The sequence below is a fragment of the Niveispirillum fermenti genome (assembly GCF_052474395.1).
The window spans coordinates 1,549,508-1,571,804 of the sequence record NZ_CP156681.1; the positions used below are offsets into that span (position 1 = coordinate 1,549,508).

A 22,297-nucleotide genomic window follows, 5' to 3' on the forward strand; every position below is an offset into this window, starting at 1 on the left:
CACCAGACCCGTGCGGGTTGCAACGTTATCCCACCTACGTTGCAATGCGGTGCCGATGTCATCTCCGCAGACTGACAATGCCAGCATCCCTGTCCAGGCTCAAATCACTCTTTATTACCAAATGTTACGAAACACATGCCGCAAGCCTCTGATTTGACGTCACAATTTTGTCCAAATTGGTGAACGGAAAATGAAGAAGGGGCCGGTCCCCGCCGGGCCGGCCCCTCTGTTGCAACGCGACAAGCACTTGATATTGAACAAAGTTCACAGGCCTTTCGGCCGGTGGGGCGGGCCGCCAGACACCATCTCCACCCGGCCGGGCGGGGCAGGTCAGTTGGCCTGCCGGCGCAGGAAGGCCGGGATGTCCAGCATTTCATCCTCGCTCTGTGCGGCCTTCGGGCGCGGTGCGGGATCGGCCTGCACGGCGGACTGCTGCGGCGCAGTCGGGGCCGGCCGCGGCGCCTGGGCGGCGAATTGCGGCGCGGCGGGGACAGGTGCCGGCTGGCGCGGTGCGGGTGCCGGGTTGCTGCCACCACCGAAAAGCTTGGCGAACAGGCCGCGCTTCTCCGTCTGCGGCGGCACGAATCGCTCGGCCGGTGCGGTATGGGCGGCGCGCGGCGCGCCCTCGGCCGGACGCGGCGGAATGAAGGCATCCTCGCGGCGGGCGGCGGCCGGCGGGACCGGTGCCGTGGGCCGCATGTCCATGGGCCGCAGTTCCTGGTGCGGATGGGACGGTGCAACCGCCATCTCAGCAACGGGCTGCTCGGCGCCCGGTGCCTCCACCGGGGCGGCTGCCTGCATCGGTGCCGGTGCCGGGGCGCCCGGCATCGGGGCCGGCTGCATCGGTGCGAAGGCGGCGGCCGGCGTACCGGGGATCGGGGCCGGCTGCAGCGCCGGGCGGGTCGGGATGTTGTGGGCCGGGCTGCTGACGGCGGCGGCCGGTGCCTGCTGCGCGGGGGCGGGAACCGGGCCGGGGCCGACGCGGCGACCGGAAACGACCTGAAGCTGCGGTTGCCCCACGGGCGGGCGCTGCTGCACGGCGTTGTCGATGCCGGTGGCCACGACGGAAACCCGCATCTTGCCCGACATGCTCTCATCGAAGGTGGAACCGAAGATGATGTTGGCCTCGGGATCGACCTCGTCGCGGATGCGGTTGGCGGCCTCGTCCACCTCGAACAGCGTCATGTCATGACCGCCCGTGATGTTGATCAGTACGCCGCGCGCCCCCTTCATGCTGATATCGTCCAGCAGAGGGTTGTTGATGGCGGCTTCGGCGGCATCAATGGCGCGGCGGTCGCTGTCGGACTCGCCCGTGCCCATCATGGCCTTGCCCATCTCGCTCATCACGGTGCGGATGTCGGCGAAGTCCAGGTTGATCAGACCGGGCATGACCATCAGGTCGGTCACGCCGCGCACGCCGGCATGCAGCACGTCGTCGGCCATCTTGAAGGCGTCGGCAAATGTCGTCTTCTCGTTGGCGATGCGGAACAGGTTCTGGTTGGGGATGATCAGCAGCGTATCGACATACTGTGCCAGCTCGGTGATCCCGGCTTCTGCCGTGCGCATGCGGTGCGCGCCTTCGAAATTGAAGGGCTTGGTCACCACGCCCACGGTCAGGATGCCCTGCTCACGCGCGGCGCGCGCGATAACGGGGGCCGCACCCGTGCCGGTGCCGCCGCCCATGCCGGCCGTGATGAAGCACATGTTGGTGCCCGTCAGGTGGCCCAGGATCTCCTCAAGCTGTTCTTCCGCCGCGGCGCGACCCACGTCGGGGCGGGAACCCGCACCCAGGCCGCGGGTGATGGTGGAGCCCAACTGCACCCGCTTGGCCGCCAGGTTGCCCTGCAAGGCCTGTGCGTCGGTGTTGGCGACGACGAACTCCACCCCTTCCAGGGCGGAACGGATCATGTTGTTGACGGCATTGCCGCCGGCACCACCGACACCGAAGACGGTGATGCGGGGCTTGGTCTGCACTTCGACGCTGGGGATGGTGATCTTGATGCTGCTCATCGCGGTGGACTCCTCTGGCGGGGGAGGGAAATTCAGGAACAAGGGCGGCGGAAGATTGGGGGGACTGGGCTGTCGGCTGCCGTCAGGGGCGGGCGCTGGCCACGGGCTGCGGTCTTCGGATCATAGGTTCTCCCGCAGCCAGCCGTTGAACCGGCCCCACCAGCCCGCCTGCTTTTCGGCAAGCGGGGCCAGGACCGGCAATTCATGGTGCTGCTGCATGGCATAGGCCAGCAGACCGGCGGCGGAGGCGAAGGCGGGACCGGACACGTTGGTGGCCAGGCCCCCGATGCGCAGCGGCCGGCCCAGCCGGACCTGCTTGTCCAGCACATTGGCGGCCAGTTCGCGCACGCCCGACAATTGGCTGGCCCCGCCGGTCAGCACGACGCGGCGGCCGGCGGCCTTGGCGAAGCCGGAGCTTTCCAGCCGGCCGTGGACCAGTTCGAAAATCTCCTCCATGCGCGGCTGGATGATGCCGACCAGCAGGGATTTGGGCACGTGGTTGGCCTGGCCGCGCTCCTCCTCGCCCACCTGGGGGACGTCGATCATCTCCCGCTCGTCAGACACGGCGGAGACGGCGCTGCCATAAAGGGTCTTCAGCCGTTCGGCCTGGGCCACGGGCGTGGTCAGGCCGCGGGCGATATCATTGGTGACATGCACCCCGCCCAGCGGGATGCTGTCGCACCAGACCATCTTGCCATCGTTGAACACGGCCATGCTGGTCGTGCCGCCGCCCATGTCGATGACGGTGACGCCCAGTTCCATCTCGTCTTCCACCAGGCAGGACAGCCCGGCGGCATAGGGGCTCATCACGAAGCCCTCCACCCCCAGATGGCAGCGGCCGACGCAGGTGGACAGGTTGCGCACGGGCCCGGCGGCGGCCGTCACCACATTCATGCGCACGCCCAGCCGCTCGCCCACCATGCCGCGGGGGTCGCGGATGCCCTTGGCCCCGTCGATGGCATAGCCGACGGGAATGGAATGGATCAATTCCGCGTCGGGCGACACGTCCAGCTTGCGCGCCTCGGCCAGGGCGCGGCGCACGTCGGTGTCGCCGATCTCCGAACCGGCAACGGCCGCCTCGGCCACCAGCGTCTGGCTTTCGGGCTGGCCGCCCGACAGGCTGACGAGTACTTCGCGGATCTGCTCGCCGGCCATGGTCTCCGCGGCATGCACCGTCGTTCCGATCGCGGTTTCAGCCGCGTCCATATCCACGATGCCGCCCGACCGCACGCCGCGGCTGACCTGATGGCCGATGCCGATGACGCGGATATTGCCCGGATCGTCGACCTTGGCGATGAAGCAGACGATCTTGGCCGAGCCGACATCCAGGGCGGCGATGGTGCCGCCGCGGACGGGCTTGCGCGATTTGGGACGGGGGGTGAGGGCGCCGGGAAAGGCCATGTTCTCGAGCTTCCTCAGGTTCGCTGTTTCTTTTCGGGGGGCTTGCGGCGCGCATCGGCCGCCGTGGCCGATGTCTGCACGGCCAGCCGGTCCGGGATACGCAGATCGATGGCGACGACGTCGCGGTCCAGGATGCCGTTGGTCTGCTGCACCATGGCAAGCTGGTTCAGCGCCTGGGCCATGTCATGCTCGGGCAGGCGGACATCGATGCCGTTCTTCAGCCGCAGGTCCCAGCGGCGGTTGGCAACCAGCACCGCGGCCTCCACCCGCGACCCCACGCTTGGTTCCCTGGCCAGCACGCGCAGCAGGCCGGGGCCGTGGCGCGGCGCCTCGGGCCCGACCAGCAGCGGCAGGTTGGGCCAGCGCGACAGGTCATTGTCGGTCAGCACGACGCCGTCGGCGTCGATCAGCCGCATCTGCCGGTCCTCCTGCCACAACGCCATGGGCTCGCGCTCCACGATGGTGATGGCGATCGTGTCGGGCAGGCGGCGTTCCACCCGCGCATGACGGACCCAGGGGATCTGTTCGAGCGCTTCACGCGCGGCATGCGGGTCGAAGGCCAGGATGGGGGCGCCCCGCCGCACTTCCAGCGCCGCCAGCAGGTCGGCTGACGCGGTGCGGTCGCGGCCCGTGACCAGCACCTCCTGCACCGACAGGCCGGCATCCACGCTGGCCGTCATGAACCGGTCCGTCACCATGGCGCCGGCCATGGGCAGGAAGCCGGAACCCCAGCCCCAGAAGCCGGCGGCCGCCAGCACCAGCACGGGCGCCATGCGGCGGCCGATCTTCATGGCCGGCCCGGCCCAGCGGGGCAGGGCGCGGCGACGGTTGGCCTCCTGCGTGGCGCGCAGGGTGGCGCGCTTCGACTTTTCGGCGAAGCGGACACGGGGATTGTCTGTGGCGTGACTGCTGGCTATGCGTGGCATCGGGCGTGCTCCACAATCCAGGCGCAAAGGTCGGCGTAGCTGATGCCCAGGGCGGCCGCCTGCTCGGGCAGCAGCGAGGTCGGCGTGAAACCGGGCTGGGTATTTGTCTCCAGGAAGCACAGGCCGGTGGCGCCCGGCAGGCTGTCATCCCAGCGGAAATCGGTGCGCGATACGCCGGAACAACCCAGCGTCTGATGGGCCAGCAGGGCCAGACGCATGGCCTCCCCCGCCACAGGCTCGGGGATCTGCGCCGGGCAGACATGGACCGACCCGCCATCGGCATATTTGGCCGTGTAGTCGTAGAAGGCCTGGGCGGGCACGATCTCGGTCACCGTCAGGGCGCGGTCACCGACCACGCCCACGGTCAATTCACGGCCGGGAACGAACTTCTCCACCAGCACGCGCCGGCCATAGACCCAGCTATCCTCCTCCAGCACCGTGAAATTGTCGCTCTCGCGCACGATGCGCACGCCGACACTGGACCCTTCGTCCACAGGCTTCACGACATAGGGCGGGGCCATGACATGGCCGGCCAGCACCTGTTCCTTCGTGGCGATCACCCCCTCGGCCACGGGCATGCCCACCGTGGACAGAAGGCGCTTCGTCATGGCCTTGTCCATGGCGACGGCCGATGCCAGGACGCCGGAATGGGTGTAGGGGATGCCCAGATATTCCAGCACGCCCTGGATCAGCCCATCTTCCCCGCCCTTGCCGTGCAGGGCGTTGAAGATGACATCGGGGCGCGGCGTCAGGGCGGCGACCAGCCCTTCCAGGTCGCGTTGCACATCGACGGCGGTGACGGTGTAGCCCTTGCTCTCCAGCGCCTCTGCGATGCGCGCGCCGCTGACCAGCGACACTTCCCGCTCGGCAGACCAGCCGCCCAGCAGAACGGCCACATGCTTCGAACGGTTCCCATCCATCACGCCAGACTCCCCCTCGGCTGCCGCGCGGCCACGCGCCAGCCCCCCTGCCGGCCTGCCCGGCACCTTCTGCGGTAACGCAAGATTTGGTGTGGGCCGACCCCGGCCATCCCACAAGATTTGGTGTAAGGGAGGCGATTCACCCCCGCAAGCGGCAAAATCACCGCCTTTTGAAAAAGCGACTCGGGACCCGGCAATCTGTTGCAGCGCGGACTCACATTTGAAATCGGGGGTGATGTTCATGACGCCTCCCCATTCGAACGGGGTAAGCCGATGCGGCGGATTTCCCAGCGCAGGTCGATGCCGCTGGCCGCCTTCACGCGCCGCCGCACCTCTTCCCCCAGCGATTCGATGTCGTGGGCCGTGGCGTCGCCCAGGTTCAGCAGGAAGTTGCAATGTTTTTCGCTGATCTGCGCCCCGCCGATGGTCAGGCCGCGGCAGCCGGCAGCGTCGATCAACTGCCAGGCCTTGTGCCCGTCGGGATTGGCGAAGGTGGACCCGCCGGTACGGGCGCGCACAGGCTGGCTGTCGGCGCGGGCCTGCTGGATGGCGTCGATACGTTCCTTGATGGCGGCGGGATCGCCCGGCCGGCCGCGAAACCGGGCACGGGTGAAGATCACATCCTCTGAAACGCTGCAATGGCGATAGGTCAGGCCCAGTTCCCCACCATTCCATGTGCGGCGGTTCCCCTGGCGGTCGATGCCGTCGGCCGCCACGATCACATCCACCGTTTCCCCACCATAGGCGCCGCCATTCATGCGCACGGCCCCGCCGATGGTGCCGGGAATGCCGGACAGGAATTCCAGCCCGGTCAGGCCGGCCTGCTGCGCCGTCAAGGCCACGTTGAGGTCCAGTGCGCCGGCTCCCGCCGTGATGACATCCCCCGTCACCGCGATGTCGGCGAAGGGACCGCCCAGGCGGATGACCACGCCCGGCACGCCCCCATCGCGGACCAGCAGGTTGCTGGCCACGCCGATCACGGTCACCGGCACGTCGGTGGGGCAATGGGCCAGGAAATGGGCCAGATCATCCTCGTCCGCGGGACGGAACAGCGCCTCGGCATGGCCACCGACCCGGAACCAGGTCAGGGGGCCCAGCGGGGCATCCGCGGCCAGCCGGCCGCGCAGGTCCGGTGCGGCGGCCCGCAACCGTTCGACCAGCGCCTTTCCGTCCAGTATCCGCGGCGGTGTCATCAATCGTCCCTTCCGGCCTTTTCCAGGCCGTGCAGCTTGTCCAACTCCGCCGGCAGGGCGTTGGCCCATTGGGTGATGGTGCCGGCACCCAGGCACACGACCATGTCGCCCGGCCGCGCGATCTCGCGGATCAGGCTGGGCAGGGCCGCCGGGCTGGCCAGCGGCATGACGTTGCGGTGGCCGCGCACGCGCAGCCCCTCGACCAGATCGTCGCGGCCGGCCCCTTCGATCGGCTGTTCCCCTGCGGCATAGATGTCGGCCACGACGACGGCGTCGGCATCGTTGAAGCAGGTGCAGAAATCCCCGAACAGGCTTTGCAGCCGGGAATAGCGGTGCGGCTGCACGACGGCGATGGTCCGGCCCTTGCCGGCCATGCGCGCGGCCTTCAGCACGGCGGCGATTTCCACCGGATGGTGGCCGTAATCGTCAATGACGGTGACGCCGTTGCTTTCGCCCGTCTTCGTGAAGCGACGCTTCACGCCGGAGAACCTGGCGAAGGACTGGCGGATGGCCTCGTCGCTGATGCCCAGATTGATGGCCACGGCAATGGCGGCCAGCGAGTTCTGGACATTATGGTCGCCATACATGGGCAGTTGCAGGCCCGTCACGGTCCGCGGCGTGTCCGTCGCCCGGTCGGACAGTTCCACATCGTAATAGCTGCCCGACGCATCGGTGCGCACATTCACCGCCCGCACATCGGCCTGCGGGCTGAAACCATAGGTGACCACGCGCCGGTCGACGCGGCCCAGCATGGCCTGCACCTCCGGATGGTCGATGCACAGGGCCGCGAAACCATAGAAGGGGATGTTCTCCACGAACCGGTCGAAGGCCTTCCGCTCCTCCTCGAACGTTACGTAATGGTCCAGATGCTCCGGATCCATGTTGGTCACGATGCCAATGGTGGAGGGCAGCTTGGTGAAGGTGCCGTCGCTTTCGTCTGCCTCCACGACCATCCAGTCGCCGCTGCCCAGCTTGGCATTGGTGCCCAGCGAGTTGATAATGCCGCCATTGATGATGGTGGGGTCCAGGCCGCCGCCTTCCAGCAGGGCCGCGACCATGCTGGTGGTGGTGGTCTTGCCATGCGTGCCGGCCACGGCGATGGACCATTTCAGGCGCATCAACTCGGCCAGCATCTCTGCCCGGCGGACCACGGGGATCATGCCGGCTCGGGCGGCCACCACCTCGGGATTGTCCTTCTTCACGGCAGACGAGATGACCAGCACATCGGCATCGCCCAGGTTCTCTGCCCGGTGCCCGATCTCCACCCTGATGCCCAGCTTGCGCAGGCGCTGGACATTGTAATTGTCCGACATGTCGCTGCCCTGCACGGCATAGCCCAGATTGTGCAGCACCTCGGCGATGCCCGACATGCCGATGCCGCCGATGCCGACGAAATGCAGGGTTCCGATGTTCAGCGGCAAGGCCCGCATGGGGTCAAACTCCAAGGCGACGGGGGAGGTGGTGCGAAGGGCGGGGGGCGGGACGGGCGGGGTCATGGCACGCCCCCCCGCAGCAGGCCTTCCACGGCATCGGCCAGCCGATCGGCGGCGTCCGGGATGGCCCAGGCCGCCGCGGCCTTGGCGGCCTGGGTCAACTGGCCGGGCGCCGTCAGGAAGCTGTTCAATCGTTCCGCTACCGCAACGGGGGTGAAATCCTGCTGGGCCATCAGCCAGGCGCCCCCAACCTCCACCAGCGACCAGGCGTTTGCCGTCTGGTGGTCGTCCATGGCGTGTTGATAGGGAACCAGCAGGGACGGCCGGCCGACGACCGACAATTCAGCCACTGTTCCGGCACCGGAACGACCGATCATCATGTGGCACCCGGCCAGCCGGGCCGGCATGTCCTTGAAGAAGGTGGCCAGTTCCGCCTCCACGCCCATCTGGGCATAGGCGGTGCGGGCCTCCTCGATATTCTCGGCCCGTGCCTGCTGCACGATCTTCAGCCGGTAGCGGGCATCCTCGCCCAGCATCTCCACCGCGCGGGGCAGCACCTCGCCGAAGATGCTGGCGCCCTGGCTGCCGCCGGTGACCAGCAGGTTGAAGGCACAGCCGGGAATGGGGGACGGATAGGGTGCGTCGCGCAGGGCCAGGATGGCCGGGCGGACGGGATTGCCCGTCCGGATGATGCGGCGTCCGTCCAGGCGGTCCAGCCCGGCCACCTGCGGGAAGCTGGTGCAGATCAGCCGGGCCTTGCCGGCCAGCAGCCGGTTGGCGCGGCCCAGCACGGCATTCTGTTCGTGCAGCAGGGTGGGAACACCCGATGTCTGGGCCGCGAAGACGGTGGGCACGGAGGGATAACCGCCGAACCCGACGACCAGCCCCGGCCGGATGCGCTGCAGCAGCGACCGGGCCTGGGCCGTGCCCATGACCAGTTCGCTGGCCATGCGCAGCTTGCCCAGGATGCCGGGTGCCGTGGTTGCGGCACGGATGCGCTCGACCTGCACGTCGGGCAGGCTGTCGCCGAAGGCCTTGCCGCGCTTGTCGGTGACCAGGATGACACGATGCCCGCGCACCATCAGTGCGCGGGCCAGGGCCTCTGCCGGGAACATGTGGCCGCCGGTGCCGCCGGCCGCCAGGATGACGGGACGGTCGCCGGTCACAGGCTTTCTCCCGGTCCGAAGCGTTTGCGCGTCAGGGCCAGCAGCATGCCCATGCCGATTCCCAGCGCGATCAGCGACGATCCGCCATAGGAGATGAAGGGCAGTGTCATGCCCTTGGTCGGCATCAGATGCAGGGCCGATCCCATATTGATCAGAGCCTGCAGGCCGAACTGCATGGTCAGACCGCTGGCTGCCAGCATGACGAACAGGCTCTGGTCGTTGGAGGCGCGGCTGAGGCTGCGCAGCACGACGAAGCCGAACAGGCAGATGATGATGGCGCAGACCACCATCCCCAGTTCCTCGCCGGCCACGGAGAAGATGAAGTCGGCATGGGCATCGGGGATCGTCATCTTCACCTGGCCCTGTCCGGGGCCTGTACCCCAGATACCCCCCCGCTCGAACGCCTGCATGGATTTTGCGACCTGGAAATTGTCGCCCGTGGACGGGTCCAGGAAACGGTCGATGCGGCTTTGCACGTGCGGGAACAGGAAATAGGCGCTGACCAGACCCGTCACGCCCAGCACCACCAGCGAGGCAACGAACACGATGGGCAGGCCGGCCAGGAAGAACTGGCCGAAAAAGACGCAGGTGACGACGAAGGTCTGGCCCAGGTCGGGCTGGCTCATCAGCAGGATGACGATCAGCGCATAAAGGCCGGCCGCCACGGGAATGCCGGGCACATTTTCCTGATTGCGGTGCAGGGCGAACAGCCAGGCCGCCACCACCGCGAAGGCAGGCTTCAGGAATTCCGACGGCTGCACCGACAGGCCGGGAAGCTGGAGCCAGCGCGTGGCGCCCTTGATCTCCATGCCGACGAACAGGGTCATCAGCACCCCGAACAGGGCGGCCAGGAACATGATCACGGCCAGCCGCCGCACCCCGCGCGGTGACAACAGCGACACGGCCACCACCAGCGCCAGGGACGGCAGCAGGATCATCAGGTGGCGTTCGATGAAATGGAAGGTGGTCAGGCCGATGCGGTTGGCCACGGCCGGGCTGGCAGCCTGGATCAGGACGACGCCGATCACCGCGATCAACATCACGGCGGCCATGGTCCAGCGGTCGACCGTCCACCACCAGCGGCCCAGGATCGAATGATCTGTACGGGAAAAGGACACCATGATCAGACGATCTCCCCGCTGGACAGCCGCCGGACCGCGGCGGCGAAATCATCGCCGCGGACCTCGAAATTCGGATACTGGTCGAAACTGGCGCAGGCCGGGGACAGCAGGACGACGGCGCCCGTTTGCCCATCCGTCCGCGCCTGCCGGAAGGCCGCCTTCACGGCGTCCTCCATCACGCCGCAGCGCGTATGGGCCACGCCGCGTGCCGACAGCCAGCCGGCAAAGGCGTCGCTGGCCTCCCCGATCAGAAAGGCATGGGCCACGGCGGGCATGAACGGGTCCAGCCCGTCCAGGCCGGTATCCTTGGCCCTGCCGCCCAGGATCCAGTAGATGGGCTGGTAGCAGGCCAGGGCCTTCGCCGCCGCGTCGGCGTTGGTGGCCTTGCTGTCGTTGATGAAGCGGATGCCGCCGATGTCGGCCACCCTGCTTTGCCGGTGGGCAAGGCCGGGGAAGGTGCGCAGACCGTCCAGGATGTCGGCATGGTTGATGCCCACCGCCCGCGCCAGGGCATAGGCGGCGGCGGCGTTCTGCCAGTTGTGGCGGCCGGGCAGGGCCGGCAGGGTGCGCAGATCCGTGACGGTATGATGTTGGCCGCCGCGATCATCGATCAGGATGCCGTTCTGCACGCCGATGCCGCCGGCGACCGGAGCCTCCGCGCTGATGCGGATCAGCTTGCCGGGGAAGCCGCCGGCCTCCAGCGCGTCGGCCAGACGGGCGCTGTGCGGGTCGTCCACCCCGATCACGGCCACCTGTGTGCCTGTGGCCGACCCCCGCTGGAAGATGCGCTTCTTGGCGGCGATATAGCCGTCCATGCCGCCATGCCGGTCCAGATGGTCGGGCGTGATGTTCAGCAGCACGGCCGCGTCGAAGCCCAGCGACGGGGTCAGCTCAAGCTGGTAGCTGGACATTTCCAGCACATAGAAGCCGTCCGCGCCCAGCGGATCGAAGGACAGCGCCGGGATGCCCAGGTTGCCGCCGACCTGCGTCGGCCGGCCCGTTCCGGCGATGATGTGGGCGGTCAGGGCCGTGGTGGTGGATTTGCCGTTGGTGCCGGTGATCCCGACATAGGTCGCCTGTGGCTGGGCCTGGCGCAGCAGTTCGATATCGCTGATCAGGGGCAGGCCGGCCGCCCGCGCGCGCGCGGCCACCGGGTTGGGGGCCGGGAAGGTATGCGGGATGCCGGGCGACAGGACCACGGCCGTCACGCCGGAAAGATCGGCCGTGTGCAGGTCGGTCAGGGCGATGCCGGCTTCGGTCGCCGCCTGGCGCCCGGCAGCGCCATCGTCCCAGGCCAGCACGTCCGCGCCGGCGGCCGCCAGCGCACGCGCGGCCGTCAGGCCAGAGCGTGCCAGGCCCATCACCGCGATCTTCCGTCCCTTCAGGTGCCCCAGATCGATCATCGCCCCCTCACCGCAGCTTCAGGGTGGACAGGCCGATCAGCGCCAGGATGACGGCGATGATCCAGAAGCGGATCACGACCGTCGGTTCCGACCAGCCCTTCTTTTCAAAGTGATGATGGATGGGCGCCATGCGGAACACGCGGCGTCCCGTCAGCTTGAACGATGCCACTTGGATCATCACCGACAGGGTCTCCAGCACGAACAGGCCGCCGATGATGGCCAGCACCAGTTCATGCTTGGTGATGACGGAGATGGCGCCCAGCGCGCCGCCGACCGACAGCGAGCCGGTATCGCCCATGAACACCATGGCCGGCGGGGCGTTGAACCACAGGAAGCCCAGCCCCGCCCCCACCAGCGCGCCGCAGAACACGGCCAGTTCGCCCGTGCCCGGCACATGGTGGATGCCCAGGTAGTTGGAGAAGATGGCGTTGCCCGACAGATAGGCGATCAGGCCGAAGCAGGCGGCGGCGATCATGATCGGCACGGTGGCCAGCCCGTCCAGCCCGTCGGTCAGGTTCACGGCATGCGACGAGCCGATGATCACGACGATGGCGAACGGCACATAGAACCAGCCCAGATTGATCAGCAGATCCTTGAAGAAGGGCAGCGCCAGCCCTGTTCCCATCTCCCACGGGGTCACGGCCAGATACCAGGCCGTGGCCACCGCGGCGACCACCAGCGTGGCAATGAGCTTCAGCCGCGACGACAGGCCCTTGGTGTTGCGCTTGGTCAGTTTCAGGTAATCGTCGCCGAACCCGACCAGACCGAACCCGACCGTGACCAGCAGCACGATCCAGGTATAGGTGTTGGTCAGGTCCACCCACAGCAGGGTGGAGATGATCAGGGCGATCATGATCATCAGGCCGCCCATGGTGGGCGTGCCCTTCTTCTTCAGGTGCGTCTCCGGCCCGTCGGTGCGGATGGGCTGCCCCTCGCCCTGCTTGGATTTCAGCCAGCGGATGACGCGGGGGCCGATGACGAAGCTGATCACCAGCGCCGTCATGATGGCGCCGCCCGTCCGGAACGTGATGTACCGGAAAAGGTTGAATATCTGGAACTCATCCGCCAGGGGATAGAGCAGGTTGTACAGCATCTCAGTCTCTCGGTTGCCCCGCCTGTCCGGCGGTGTTCCCTTGCGGGTTATTGTCCTGTCGGCCGTGGTCCATCGCCTTCAGCGCCTCCACGACCAGCGCCATGCGGCTGCCGGCCGATCCCTTCACCATCACGGCGTCGCCGGCCCGGATGGCGGCGGTCACCAGCGGTGCCAGGGTGGTGCTGTCGGGCGCATGCGCGCCGCGCTTTTCGGCCGGCAATGCGTCGAACAGATGGCGCATGTTGGGGCCACAGCAGAAGACCAGATCGGTGCCCGCCGAGACGACGGGTTCAACCAGCCCGACGTGCAGCGCGGGGGCATGGTCGCCCAGTTCGCGCATGTCGCCCAGCACGGCGATGCGCCGGCCGCCGGGGCCGGGCATGGCTTGGCCCAGCACGCCGGCAGAGGCCGCGACCGACACGGGACTGGCATTGTAGCTTTCATCGATCAGCGTGAAACGGCCGCCGGGCACATCGATCGACCGGCGCTGCCCGCGCCCCTTGATGGGCGCCAGGCCCGCCAGGGACCGGGCCGCAACGGCCACGTCGCCGCCGGCCGCCCTGACCGCCAGCAGCACTGCCAGGGAATTGACGGCATGGTGCAGGCCCGGCAGGGGCAGGGTGTAGGTGACCTCCACCCCGTCGATCCGGGCGCTGGCCACCCCATGGTCGGCATGCGGCGCATAGGACAGCAGCCGCCCGTCGGCCCCTTCCGCCATGCCGAAGGACAATACCCGGGTCAGCCCCTGGGTCCGGGCGGCGGCCAGCAGCCGGGCGTAATGCGGGTTGTCCCGCGGCAGGATGGCCGTGCCGGCCGGGTCCATGCCCTCGAATATCTCCGCCTTGGCGTCGGCGATATGTTCGACGCTGGCGAAGAACTCGATATGGACGGCCTCCACCGTCGTGATGATGGCGATGTCGGGCCGCACCATGCGCGACAGAGGGCCGATCTCCCCGGCATGGTTCATGCCCAGCTCGAAGACGCCGAAAAGGCTGCCGGCGGGGAAGCGGGCCAGCGACAGGGGAACCCCCCAGTGGTTGTTCAGCGAACCGGCCGTGGCGAAGGTGGCGCCCTGGCTTTCCAGGGCGACCTTCAGCGCCTCCTTCGTGCCGGTCTTGCCGACCGAGCCGGTGACGGCCAGCACCTTGCCCGTGGCGCGCACCCGGCCCATGCGGCCCAGATCCTGCAACGCCACCATCGTGTCATCCACCTTGATCAGGCGGGCATCATGTTCGAAGCCGGCGGGAATGTCGGCCACGACGGCGCCGGCCGCGCCCTGGGCCAGTGCCTGCCCGACGAAGGCATGGCCATCGAAATGGGGGCCCTTCAGCGGGATGAACAGGTCGCCCGGCATGATGGTGCGGCTGTCGATGGACACACCCGTGACCGTCCAGGCGGCATCGCCCGCCGTCCGGCCGTTGCAGGCCGCCGCCACTTCCGATCCTGTCCACAGGATGTCCGACATCCGTACCGCTCCACTCCAATAATAATGCCGGTCTTTGACCGGTACCGATCAAGGACCCTCCTCAAACGCCGGTCGCCGGACCGGTCACCGGTCCGCCACAACCTGGCGGGCCACCGTGGCATCGTCGAAGGGACGGACCTCCGTTCCCACGATCTGTCCCTGTTCATGCCCCTTGCCGGCGATGACCAGCACGTCGCCGGCGCCAAGGTCGCCGATGGCCGCCGCAATGGCGCGGGCACGGTCATCCACCTCAAGCGCGCCGGAGCAGGCCGCCATGATTTCCGACCGGATCGTGGCAGGCACTTCGCTGCGCGGGTTGTCATCGGTGACGATGACCCGGTCCGCCAGGCGGGCCGCGATGGCCCCCATCATGGGCCGCTTGCCCTTGTCGCGGTCGCCGCCGCAACCGAACACGACGGCCAGTTGCCCCTGCGTATGCGGGCGCGCCGCGCGCAGCACCGTTTCCAGCCCGTCCGGCGTGTGCGCGTAATCCACATAGACCGCCGCGCCGTTCTTCAGGGTTGCAACCATCTCAAGCCGGCCGCGCACGCCGGCCAGCATTGCAAGCTGGTCTGCCGCGCGGTCGGCATCCTCGCCCGTGCCGATGGCCAGACCCAGGGCGCACAGCGCGTTCCAGACCTGGAACCGGCCCACCAGCGGCATCTCCACCGTCCGGCGCCGGCCGAACAGCTCCAGTTCCAGCCGCTGGCCGTGGGGCAGGGGGGCGACATCAATGATGCGCAATTCGCGGCCGGCCGCGCCAAAGCCGATCACGGTCTGCTTGCGGGCGTGCGCCGCGGCGGCGATCTGGTCGAATTCCGGGATGTCGGCATTGATGACGGCCGTCATGCCCTTGGGCATCACGCGGTCGAACAGCATCAGTTTGGCCTTCAGATAGGCCTCCATGGTGCCGTGATAATCCAGATGGTCGCGCGTCAGGTTCGTGAAGCCCGCTGCCGAGACCAACACCCCGTCCAGGCGGAACTGGTCCAGCCCGTGGCTGGAAGCCTCCAGCGCCAGATGCGTCACCCCGGCCCGGGCCACGTCGGCCAGCGTCGCGTGCAGGGCCACCGGGTCCGGCGTGGTCAGGCTGTCGGTCTGTGGGAAGCCGGGCGCGACCAGCCCCAGCGTGCCCATGGCCCCGGCCTTGCGCCCCAGCCCGGCCCAAATCTGCCGGGTGAACTGCGCCGTGCTGGTCTTGCCGTTGGTCCCCGTGACGGCGGCGATCCGCTCCGGCTGGCTGCCATGGAAGGACGCGGCCAGCAGCGCCAGACGGCGGCGGGGATTGGCATCCTCGATCAGGGTCACATGGTCCGCGCCGGGCGGCAGCACGGTGCCCTTGGGCGCCAGGATGGCGACGGCACCCGCAGCCACGGCCTGCGGAATGAAGTCACGCCCATCACGCAGCGTGCCCGGCAACGCGGCGAACAGCGTTCCGGGCACGACCTTGCGGCTGTCCGCCGTCAGGTTGGTGATGGGAGGGTCGCGTTCCAGCGCCAGCGCCGATACCGCCAATTCCGTCCGTGATGCCATGATCTCCGACAATCTTTTCATCAATCGCCATCGCCCCCGGTCTGGAGCGAGGCGGGAACGGCGGCGACCTGCGCGCCGTGGGCGGGGGGGACGATGGGCCGGATGGCCAGCGCCTGCATGACCTCCGGCCTGGTGGCATCCTGCGGCTTGACGCCCAGAAGGGGGCCGATCTGCGACACGATCGCGCCGATGGTGGGGGCCGCCACCCAGCCGCCCGTGGCATAGCCATAGGTCTTCTTGGTGCCCTTGGGCTCGTCCACCATGACATAGATGGCATAGCGCGGATCGGTCATGGGGAAGGCGCCGGCGAAGCTGGAGATGCGGGCATTGCCGGCATAGGAACGGCCCTTTACCTTGTCGGCCGTGCCCGTCTTGCCGCCGACGATATAGCCCGGCGCATCGGCCTTGGTCGCCGTACCTTCCGTCACCACCAGCCGCATCAGCCGGCGCATCTGGTCGGAGGTCTTTTCCGAGATGATGCGCGTGCCGGGGATATCGGCGGGCTTGTCGCGCTTCAGCAGCGTGGCCGGATGCATGATGCCGCCATTCACGACGCCGCCGACCGCCGTCAGCAGGTGTGCCGGGCTGACGGACATGCCATGGCCGAAGCTGATGGTCATCATGTTCACTTCCCGCCACGGGTTCGGCACCATGGGCCAGCCCCGCTCGGGCAGTTCCAGGCTGGCGGGCTTCAGGAAGCCCAGCTTGCCCATGAATTCCTTCTGCGCCGTCGGCCCCAGTTCCATGGCCATCTTGACGGAGCCGATGTTGGAGGAATGCTTGAACACGTCGGCCACATCCATCCACTTGTTCTCTGGATGGAAGTCGCTGATCGTGAAGCGGCCGATGCGGATCGGGCGGGTGGCGTCGAACATGTCGTTCATGCGCACCCGGCCGGATTCCAGCGCCATGGCCGTGTTGAAGATCTTGAAGGTGGAACCCATCTCGTACACGCCCAGCGTGTTGCGGTTGAACCGCGGATCGGTGTCCTGCTCCTGCTGCGGGGCCGGCGGTGCGTGGGGGTCGAAATCGGGCACGCTGACCATGGCCAGGATCTCGCCCGTCTTGACATCCATCACCATGCCGGCAGCGCCGATGGCGCTGAATTCCTGTACCGTGGCGGCCAGTTCCTTGCGCAGCACATGCTGCAGGCGGACATCCACCGACAGGCGCAGCGGTTCACCGCTGTCCTTCAGCCGGCTGTCGAAAGCCTGCTCGATACCCATCAGGCCGTTATTGTCGACCCCGCTGAAACCCACGACATGGGCGGCCAGCGCGCCCTGGGGGTAGACGCGGCGTTCCTCGTTGCGAAAACCGATGCCGGGAATGCCCAGGCGGAAGACGTCGTTCTCCTGCCTCGGGGTCAGGTTGCGCTTGATCCAGATGAAACGCTTGTCCGACGACAGGTCCGCCGTCAGTTGGCGGACATCCAGGTCGGGCAGGACGGTGGCGATCTGCTGTGCCGCCTCTGCCGCGTCCAGGATCAGCAGGGGATCGGCATAGAGGGAGGCGGTGCGCAGCGAGGTGGCCAGCAGCACGCCGTTGCGGTCGACGATGTCGGCGCGGCTGGTCGGTGCGGTGCGGGCCACGGCCTGGGCGGCGCCCGGTTCCTTGGACCCGAAGCTGACCGTGGCATCGACCAGCTTGAGGCCCACCGCGCCAAAGCCCAGCGTGAAGGCCGACATCAGCACCAGCAGTCGCGCCTTGCCCATGGCCAGCGCGCCGGCGGCGCGGGCATTGACCCGGATGCGGGGTTCGGCGCGGCCGGCCGGATTGTGACGGTCGCCACCGGCCAGGTCGAAACCGGTCAGGCTGTAATTCACGTCGGTCATCGCGTGGCTCCATACCTGGCCAGCAGCATCGGGCCTTCCGGCTGGCGCTGCGGGGGCGTGGGAACGGGGGCGGTCCTGGGCGCGCGGTCGATCATGTCCGGCTTGGGGGTGCCGGGCTTGCGGCCGGGAATGGGGGTGTGCGGGGCCGGCTGGTCGGGGTTCCGGTCCGGAATGTCGGTCAGGGCGGCGATCTGCTGCGCCGTCGTGGGCTGCATCAGCAGATGCTCGGACACCAGCCGCTCAAGGCGGGCCGGCTCGTTCAGATAGGCCCATTCCGCCTTCAGCACCTGAATACTGTCCTGTTCCACCGTGATGGCGCGGTTCAGGCGCGCCAGTTCGCGCTCCTGCTCCTGCGCCTGGTAGCTGGTCTGGTACAGCACGCCGCTGGCCACGCAGGAGACGGCGATCCAAAGGATGGTGGACTTCGCGATCATGCGGCTTCTCCCTGGACCCAGGCCGGTGCCTGGGTGCGGATGGCGGTGCGCAGCCGGGCGGACCGGGCGCGGGGGTTGCGGGCCTGTTCCTCGGAACCCGGTGCGGTGCCGGACTTGCTGAGCAGGCGGAAGGTGGGTGCCGGTCCGGCCCCGACGGGGCCGGGCAGGTGACGGGACGGGCCCGGGACATTGCCCGACCGTTCCCGCATGAAATCCTTGACCAGCCGGTCTTCCAGCGAATGGAAGGTCACCACGCACAGCCGCCCGCCCGGCACCAGCAGCCTTTCGGCCGCGGCCAGCGCGCGTTCCAGCTCGCCCAGCTCGTCATTCACATGGATGCGCAGGCCCTGGAAGCTGCGGGTGGCCGGATCGATCCCGTCCTTGGACTTGGGCACGCAGGAACGGATCACGTCGGCCAGATCGGCCGTCCGCTCGAACGGCCGCTCGGCCCGGCGCAGAACGATGGCGCGGGCCACACGGCGGGACAGGCGCTCCTCCCCGTAGCGGTAGAAGATATCGGCCAGTTCCTCTTCCCCGGCACCATTGACGATATCGGCGGCGGTGGGGCCGGTATTGCCCATGCGCATGTCCAGCGGCCCGTCGAAGCGGAAGCTGAAGCCCCGTCCCGGCGTGTCGATCTGGGGGGAGGAGACGCCGATATCCAGCACGATGGCATCGACACGGGGGACGCCCCGGGCCGCCAGCAGCGCTTCCATATCGCCGAAGCAGCCTTCCAGCACCGATAGGCGCGGGGCGTAGGCGGCGATCAGCGGCCGGGCGCGCTCATGCGCGGCGGGGTCGCGGTCGATGGCGTGGACGATGCAGGCTGCACTGTCCAGCAGGGCGCGGCTGTAGCCACCGGCCCCGAAGGTGCCGTCCACCAGGATGTCGCCATCGCGGACGGCCATGGCCTGGACCATTTCGGCCAGCAGGACGGGGATATGCGTGCCGGTCTCTGCCATCACGCCCCCTTCGCAAGGCTGTTTGCCTTGGCGAGAATCGTGGAAAGGGAGATATTGTTGGCCCGTGCCTTGTCGCGGGTCGCCTTTTCGTGCGTGTCGAAGGCGGCCGGGTCCCAAAGCTGGAAGATCTTGCGCACGCCGACGAAGGAGATGTTCTCCGTGATGCCGGCATAATCCAGCAGATGGTCGGGCAGGTTGATGCGTCCTTCGGGGTCCAGCGTCAGTTGCACCGAACGGCCGAACACGGTCGTGTCGATCAGGTCGCGGTATTCAGCCGGCAGCGCGTCGTTGTCCAGCGCGTCGGACAGCTTTTCCAGGTAGGATAGCGGGCAGGCGTCCAGCGCCTGATGGGTCAGGGAGGGATAGATGACGACATCAATCGGCGCGTTCGTCCGGCCCTCCGCCAGGGTCGAGCGGAAGGGAGCGGGGATGGATACCCGACCCTTCTTGTCAACCTTGTTGACGAATGTGGACAGGAACAAGCCCATCACGCCCCACCTTGCTGGCGCCACCCCGGCACCCGATGCCCGCCGACCCGGCCATTGGCCTCCCGCCGCCCCGTTCAACGATCGCCGTGGCGTCGTCATTTGGGCGGAAAAGGGCTGATGTCCCTGTCATTGGGTTTTTATGGGATATCATGGGAAATCATGGGCGGTCAATGGGCGCACAGTATTGTGTGCGCCGATTCGAGCATTTATCCACAGTTTGCGACTCGATCTGTGGATAATGTGCGTGGCAAGATGATAAACAAGTTGGGCGGTACGAGTTATTGGGTGATTTCTTATTATAATTAGATTCAATATGCCTTTCGGACTGCAAGTCATAGGAGTCTTGGTTGGGATTTTATTTTGGAATATGCCTTTTTTTACTTTGTGCCTGTGAATATAAAGAAATTTGAAATATCGGTCGAGACTCGGGATATGCATCGAAAATCGTGATATTTAAATTTCAGCCTCCAGGAAATCGCCCATATTTTGTGGTTTCCATAAAGAATTGCCCCCAAATATGGGCGCTTTGACAGTTGATCGCAGAAGCCTGCACAGGTTGCGGCTACCCATCACGGCACACGTGTCAACGGTGGGTAAATAGATTCATGTGCGGCGCAAAATAGATAGGGCCAGACGGTCTGTAAGCCGGGTTCTGTCCGCCGGACCATATCCCACTTGTGGATGGTATCCGGGGGATGGTCATTCCTCTGGGACGCCCGTTGCCGGACGCCTCACGCAACCCACCCGGACGACAGCGCGGAAGTACGCCCGGGCGTTGCCGCCCATGCCGTCCCTATTCGGTTTTGCTCCCGGTGGGGTTTACCATGCCACCCCTGTCGCCAGGGGTGCGGTGCGCTCTTACCGCACCCTTTCACCCTTACCGGAACCCTGTAATCCCAAGGGGTTACAGGGCGCCGGCGGTCTGCTCTCTGTGGCACTTTCCCTGGGGTCGCCCCCGCCGGGCGTTACCCGGCACCGTACTTCCGTGGAGCCCGGACTTTCCTCCCCCATGCGGGTTTCCCCATTGCATGGGAGCGACCATCCGACCGTCTGGCCGGCGGGTTGTAGGCGCTTGGCCGCCGGAAAGCAACGAGGAGTTTCAGTCCGAGTCTCTCACCAGGGCGCGCAGGGCGGCGACGCTGTCGCGATCGGCGCCCCTGCCCAGGCTGGCGGGTACGAAATGCCGCTGAAAGGCGGTCAGGGCCGAATCCGTCGCTTCGTCCCATGATTTCCCACGGGCGATATGGTCGTCCCATGAAATCCCATTCGATGTTACCTGATAGCCGAAGCTTTGCAGCAGGCGGGCCACCTCGTTCCCATCCCATGCCATCCCATCGGCCGGCCGCGGGTCGGGCCACAGGCCGATGCCGGCCATGGCCAGCGCCAGCCAGTCGAACTTTTCCCCCGGGTCCTGCTTGCGGGCGGGCGCGATGTCGGAATGACCCAGGACATGACGCGCCGGGATGGCGTGGGTGCGCATCAGGCTGCCGGCCAATGCCGTCACGGCGCGCATCTGCGCCTGCGGGAACGGTCGATACCCGAACTCGTGGCCGGGATTGACCAGTTCGATGCCGATCGACCGGCTGTTGATATCCCGGTCCCCCGCCCAGAACGAGGCGCCGGCATGCCAGGCGCGCCGGTCATCGGGCACAAGCTGGAAGATGCGGCCATCCTCCTCGACCAGATAATGGGCGCTGACCTCCGCCTGCGGGTCGCAGAGCCGGGCCAGCGCATCGGCGCCCGTGCGCATGCCGGTATAATGAAGGATCAGCATGTCCGGCCCCGCCGCCGTGCGGCGCGGTCCGTGATTGGGGCTGGGATGGGAAATGATGGGCGGAAGCGAAGTCACGTGGTTGCCTGCGGCCCTCGGACCCGGATGGGTCCGGGATGATCCCTCGGACCTGGATGGGTTTCCGGGATGATATTGTGTCCATGGTGCCGCGGGCAAGGCCGCCGGATCAGACCGTGTTGCGCGCCACCACGATCTTCGGCCGGCGGATCAGGATGATGCCGACCCCGGTGATGACCAGCCCGCCGCCCACGATCAGCGCCCAGCTCATCACCTCGCCCAGCCACAGCACGCCCGACGCCACCCCGAACACGGGCACCAGCATCAGAAAGGGGATCGTCTGGTTCACGTCGTACCGCTTCACCATGGGCTGCCAGATGGCATAGGCGACGATGGTGGACATGACGACCATGTAGGCAAAGCCCAGCCAGCCGCCCCAACTCGCATTCATCACCTGTTGCATCTGCCCGTCCTCCAGCAGCAGGCTGTAGAAAGCCAGTTGCGGTACGGCGAACAGCGCCATGTAGGCGTTCAACTGGAAAGCGTCGACGGCGCCCATCCATTTGACCTGGATGTTGGAAAAGGCGAAGGCGGCGGCGGCCAGGACGATCAGGCCCAGATGCAGCGGATCGCTGTCCCCCCCGCCGCCGCGGCTGGCGATCAGTGCCACGCCCATGAAGGCGATGCCCATGCCCACGCCCCGGCGCCAGCCCAGCGCATCCTTGAAGAAATAGGCGGCCATAAGACTGGCGAAGGGGACCTGCAGCTGGATGACGATGCTGGCGGTGGACGCTTCCGCCCCCAGCATGCCATGCAGCATCAGGGGGAAATGCACGCCGCCCAGCACGATGGAATAGAAAAAGATCTGCCGCATCTGCCCGCGCGGCACCTTCACGAAGGGCAGCAGCAGGATCGCCACGGCGAGATAGCGCAGCGCCATGAGCAGCATGGGCGAGAATTCACCCAGCGTATAGCGGGATACGGCGAAGTTCGTGCCCCACAGGGCCATGACGAACAGGGCCCCCAGCATGTGAACGGGTTTCATGGCGGACAACATCCGGCAAAAGGATCCGGCAAAAGGTCCATCACCCTATCGCCAACCGGCCGGCCGGTGCGAACGCGCAGGCA

At 67.3% G+C, this 22,297-nt stretch carries 18 protein-coding genes and 1 other RNA gene; all 19 read right to left on the reverse strand.

The genetic code is table 11. The features are described 5' to 3' along the window. Positions 1 to 330: 330 nt before the first annotated feature. A complete protein-coding gene (gene ftsZ, locus ABC728_RS18600; protein ID WP_416618327.1) occupies positions 331 to 2,010 on the reverse strand; it encodes a cell division protein FtsZ in 1,680 nt (559 codons plus the stop codon). A gap of 120 nt (positions 2,011 to 2,130) precedes the next feature. Beyond that, positions 2,131 to 3,411: a cell division protein FtsA gene (gene ftsA, locus ABC728_RS18605; RefSeq protein WP_416618328.1), complete on the reverse strand. Its 1,281-nt coding sequence runs from the start codon at positions 3,409 to 3,411 to the stop codon at positions 2,131 to 2,133. Between the two features lie 14 nt (positions 3,412 to 3,425). Beyond that, positions 3,426 to 4,337 carry a cell division protein FtsQ/DivIB gene (locus ABC728_RS18610; RefSeq protein ID WP_416618329.1) on the reverse strand — a complete coding sequence of 304 codons (912 nt, stop codon included), beginning with the start codon at positions 4,335 to 4,337 and terminating at the stop codon, positions 3,426 to 3,428. Further along, positions 4,325 to 5,257 carry a D-alanine--D-alanine ligase gene (locus tag ABC728_RS18615; protein WP_416618330.1) on the reverse strand — a complete coding sequence of 311 codons (933 nt, stop codon included), beginning with the start codon at positions 5,255 to 5,257 and terminating at the stop codon, positions 4,325 to 4,327. Before ABC728_RS18615 ends, ABC728_RS18610 begins: the two co-directional genes overlap by 13 nt. 239 nt (positions 5,258 to 5,496) lie before the next feature. After that, entirely contained in the window at positions 5,497 to 6,450 is a 954-nt protein-coding gene (gene murB / locus ABC728_RS18620) for a UDP-N-acetylmuramate dehydrogenase (protein ID WP_416618331.1), read from the reverse strand. Continuing rightward, positions 6,450 to 7,880, reverse strand: coding sequence for a UDP-N-acetylmuramate--L-alanine ligase (murC, locus tag ABC728_RS18625; protein WP_416618548.1), 1,431 nt, complete (start codon positions 7,878 to 7,880; stop codon positions 6,450 to 6,452). Before murC ends, murB begins: the two co-directional genes overlap by 1 nt. 62 nt (positions 7,881 to 7,942) lie before the next feature. Further along, on the reverse strand, positions 7,943 to 9,049 hold the full coding sequence (gene murG, locus ABC728_RS18630; RefSeq protein ID WP_416618332.1) for an undecaprenyldiphospho-muramoylpentapeptide beta-N-acetylglucosaminyltransferase: 1,107 nt from the start codon (positions 9,047 to 9,049) through the stop codon (positions 7,943 to 7,945). Beyond that, entirely contained in the window at positions 9,046 to 10,170 is a 1,125-nt protein-coding gene (locus ABC728_RS18635) for an FtsW/RodA/SpoVE family cell cycle protein (protein ID WP_416618333.1), read from the reverse strand. The genes murG and ABC728_RS18635 overlap by 4 nt, the downstream gene beginning before the upstream one ends. A 2-nt stretch (positions 10,171 to 10,172) precedes the next feature. After that, entirely contained in the window at positions 10,173 to 11,573 is a 1,401-nt protein-coding gene (gene murD / locus ABC728_RS18640) for a UDP-N-acetylmuramoyl-L-alanine--D-glutamate ligase (protein ID WP_416618334.1), read from the reverse strand. Positions 11,574 to 11,580: 7 nt separating this feature from the next. Next, on the reverse strand, positions 11,581 to 12,666 hold the full coding sequence (gene mraY / locus ABC728_RS18645) for a phospho-N-acetylmuramoyl-pentapeptide-transferase (protein ID WP_416618335.1): 1,086 nt from the start codon (positions 12,664 to 12,666) through the stop codon (positions 11,581 to 11,583). Position 12,667: 1 nt separating this feature from the next. Then, positions 12,668 to 14,131: a UDP-N-acetylmuramoylalanyl-D-glutamyl-2,6-diaminopimelate--D-alanyl-D-alanine ligase gene (locus ABC728_RS18650; protein WP_416618336.1), complete on the reverse strand. Its 1,464-nt coding sequence runs from the start codon at positions 14,129 to 14,131 to the stop codon at positions 12,668 to 12,670. Between the two features lie 84 nt (positions 14,132 to 14,215). Next, positions 14,216 to 15,664: a UDP-N-acetylmuramoyl-L-alanyl-D-glutamate--2,6-diaminopimelate ligase gene (locus ABC728_RS18655; protein WP_416618337.1), complete on the reverse strand. Its 1,449-nt coding sequence runs from the start codon at positions 15,662 to 15,664 to the stop codon at positions 14,216 to 14,218. Positions 15,665 to 15,684: 20 nt separating this feature from the next. Further along, a complete protein-coding gene (locus tag ABC728_RS18660) occupies positions 15,685 to 17,496 on the reverse strand; it encodes a peptidoglycan D,D-transpeptidase FtsI family protein (protein ID WP_416618338.1) in 1,812 nt (603 codons plus the stop codon). After that, the gene (ftsL, locus tag ABC728_RS18665; protein WP_416618339.1) at positions 17,493 to 17,930 is read right to left on the reverse strand and encodes a cell division protein FtsL; all 438 of its coding nucleotides are present in this window, start codon (positions 17,928 to 17,930) and stop codon (positions 17,493 to 17,495) included. Before ftsL ends, ABC728_RS18660 begins: the two co-directional genes overlap by 4 nt. Continuing rightward, on the reverse strand, positions 17,927 to 18,892 hold the full coding sequence (gene rsmH / locus ABC728_RS18670; RefSeq protein WP_416618340.1) for a 16S rRNA (cytosine(1402)-N(4))-methyltransferase RsmH: 966 nt from the start codon (positions 18,890 to 18,892) through the stop codon (positions 17,927 to 17,929). Before rsmH ends, ftsL begins: the two co-directional genes overlap by 4 nt. After that, entirely contained in the window at positions 18,892 to 19,380 is a 489-nt protein-coding gene (locus tag ABC728_RS18675; protein WP_416618341.1) for a division/cell wall cluster transcriptional repressor MraZ, read from the reverse strand. Before ABC728_RS18675 ends, rsmH begins: the two co-directional genes overlap by 1 nt. 625 nt (positions 19,381 to 20,005) lie before the next feature. Continuing rightward, positions 20,006 to 20,434, reverse strand: an RNA gene (gene rnpB / locus ABC728_RS18680) — RNase P RNA component class A. Between the two features lie 45 nt (positions 20,435 to 20,479). Further along, on the reverse strand, positions 20,480 to 21,154 hold the full coding sequence (locus tag ABC728_RS18685; RefSeq protein ID WP_416618342.1) for an N-acetylmuramoyl-L-alanine amidase: 675 nt from the start codon (positions 21,152 to 21,154) through the stop codon (positions 20,480 to 20,482). Positions 21,155 to 21,338: 184 nt separating this feature from the next. Next, positions 21,339 to 22,214, reverse strand: a complete 876-nt coding sequence (locus tag ABC728_RS18690) for a DMT family transporter (RefSeq protein WP_416618343.1) — start codon at positions 22,212 to 22,214, stop codon at positions 21,339 to 21,341. Between the last annotated feature and the right edge of the window lie 83 nt (positions 22,215 to 22,297).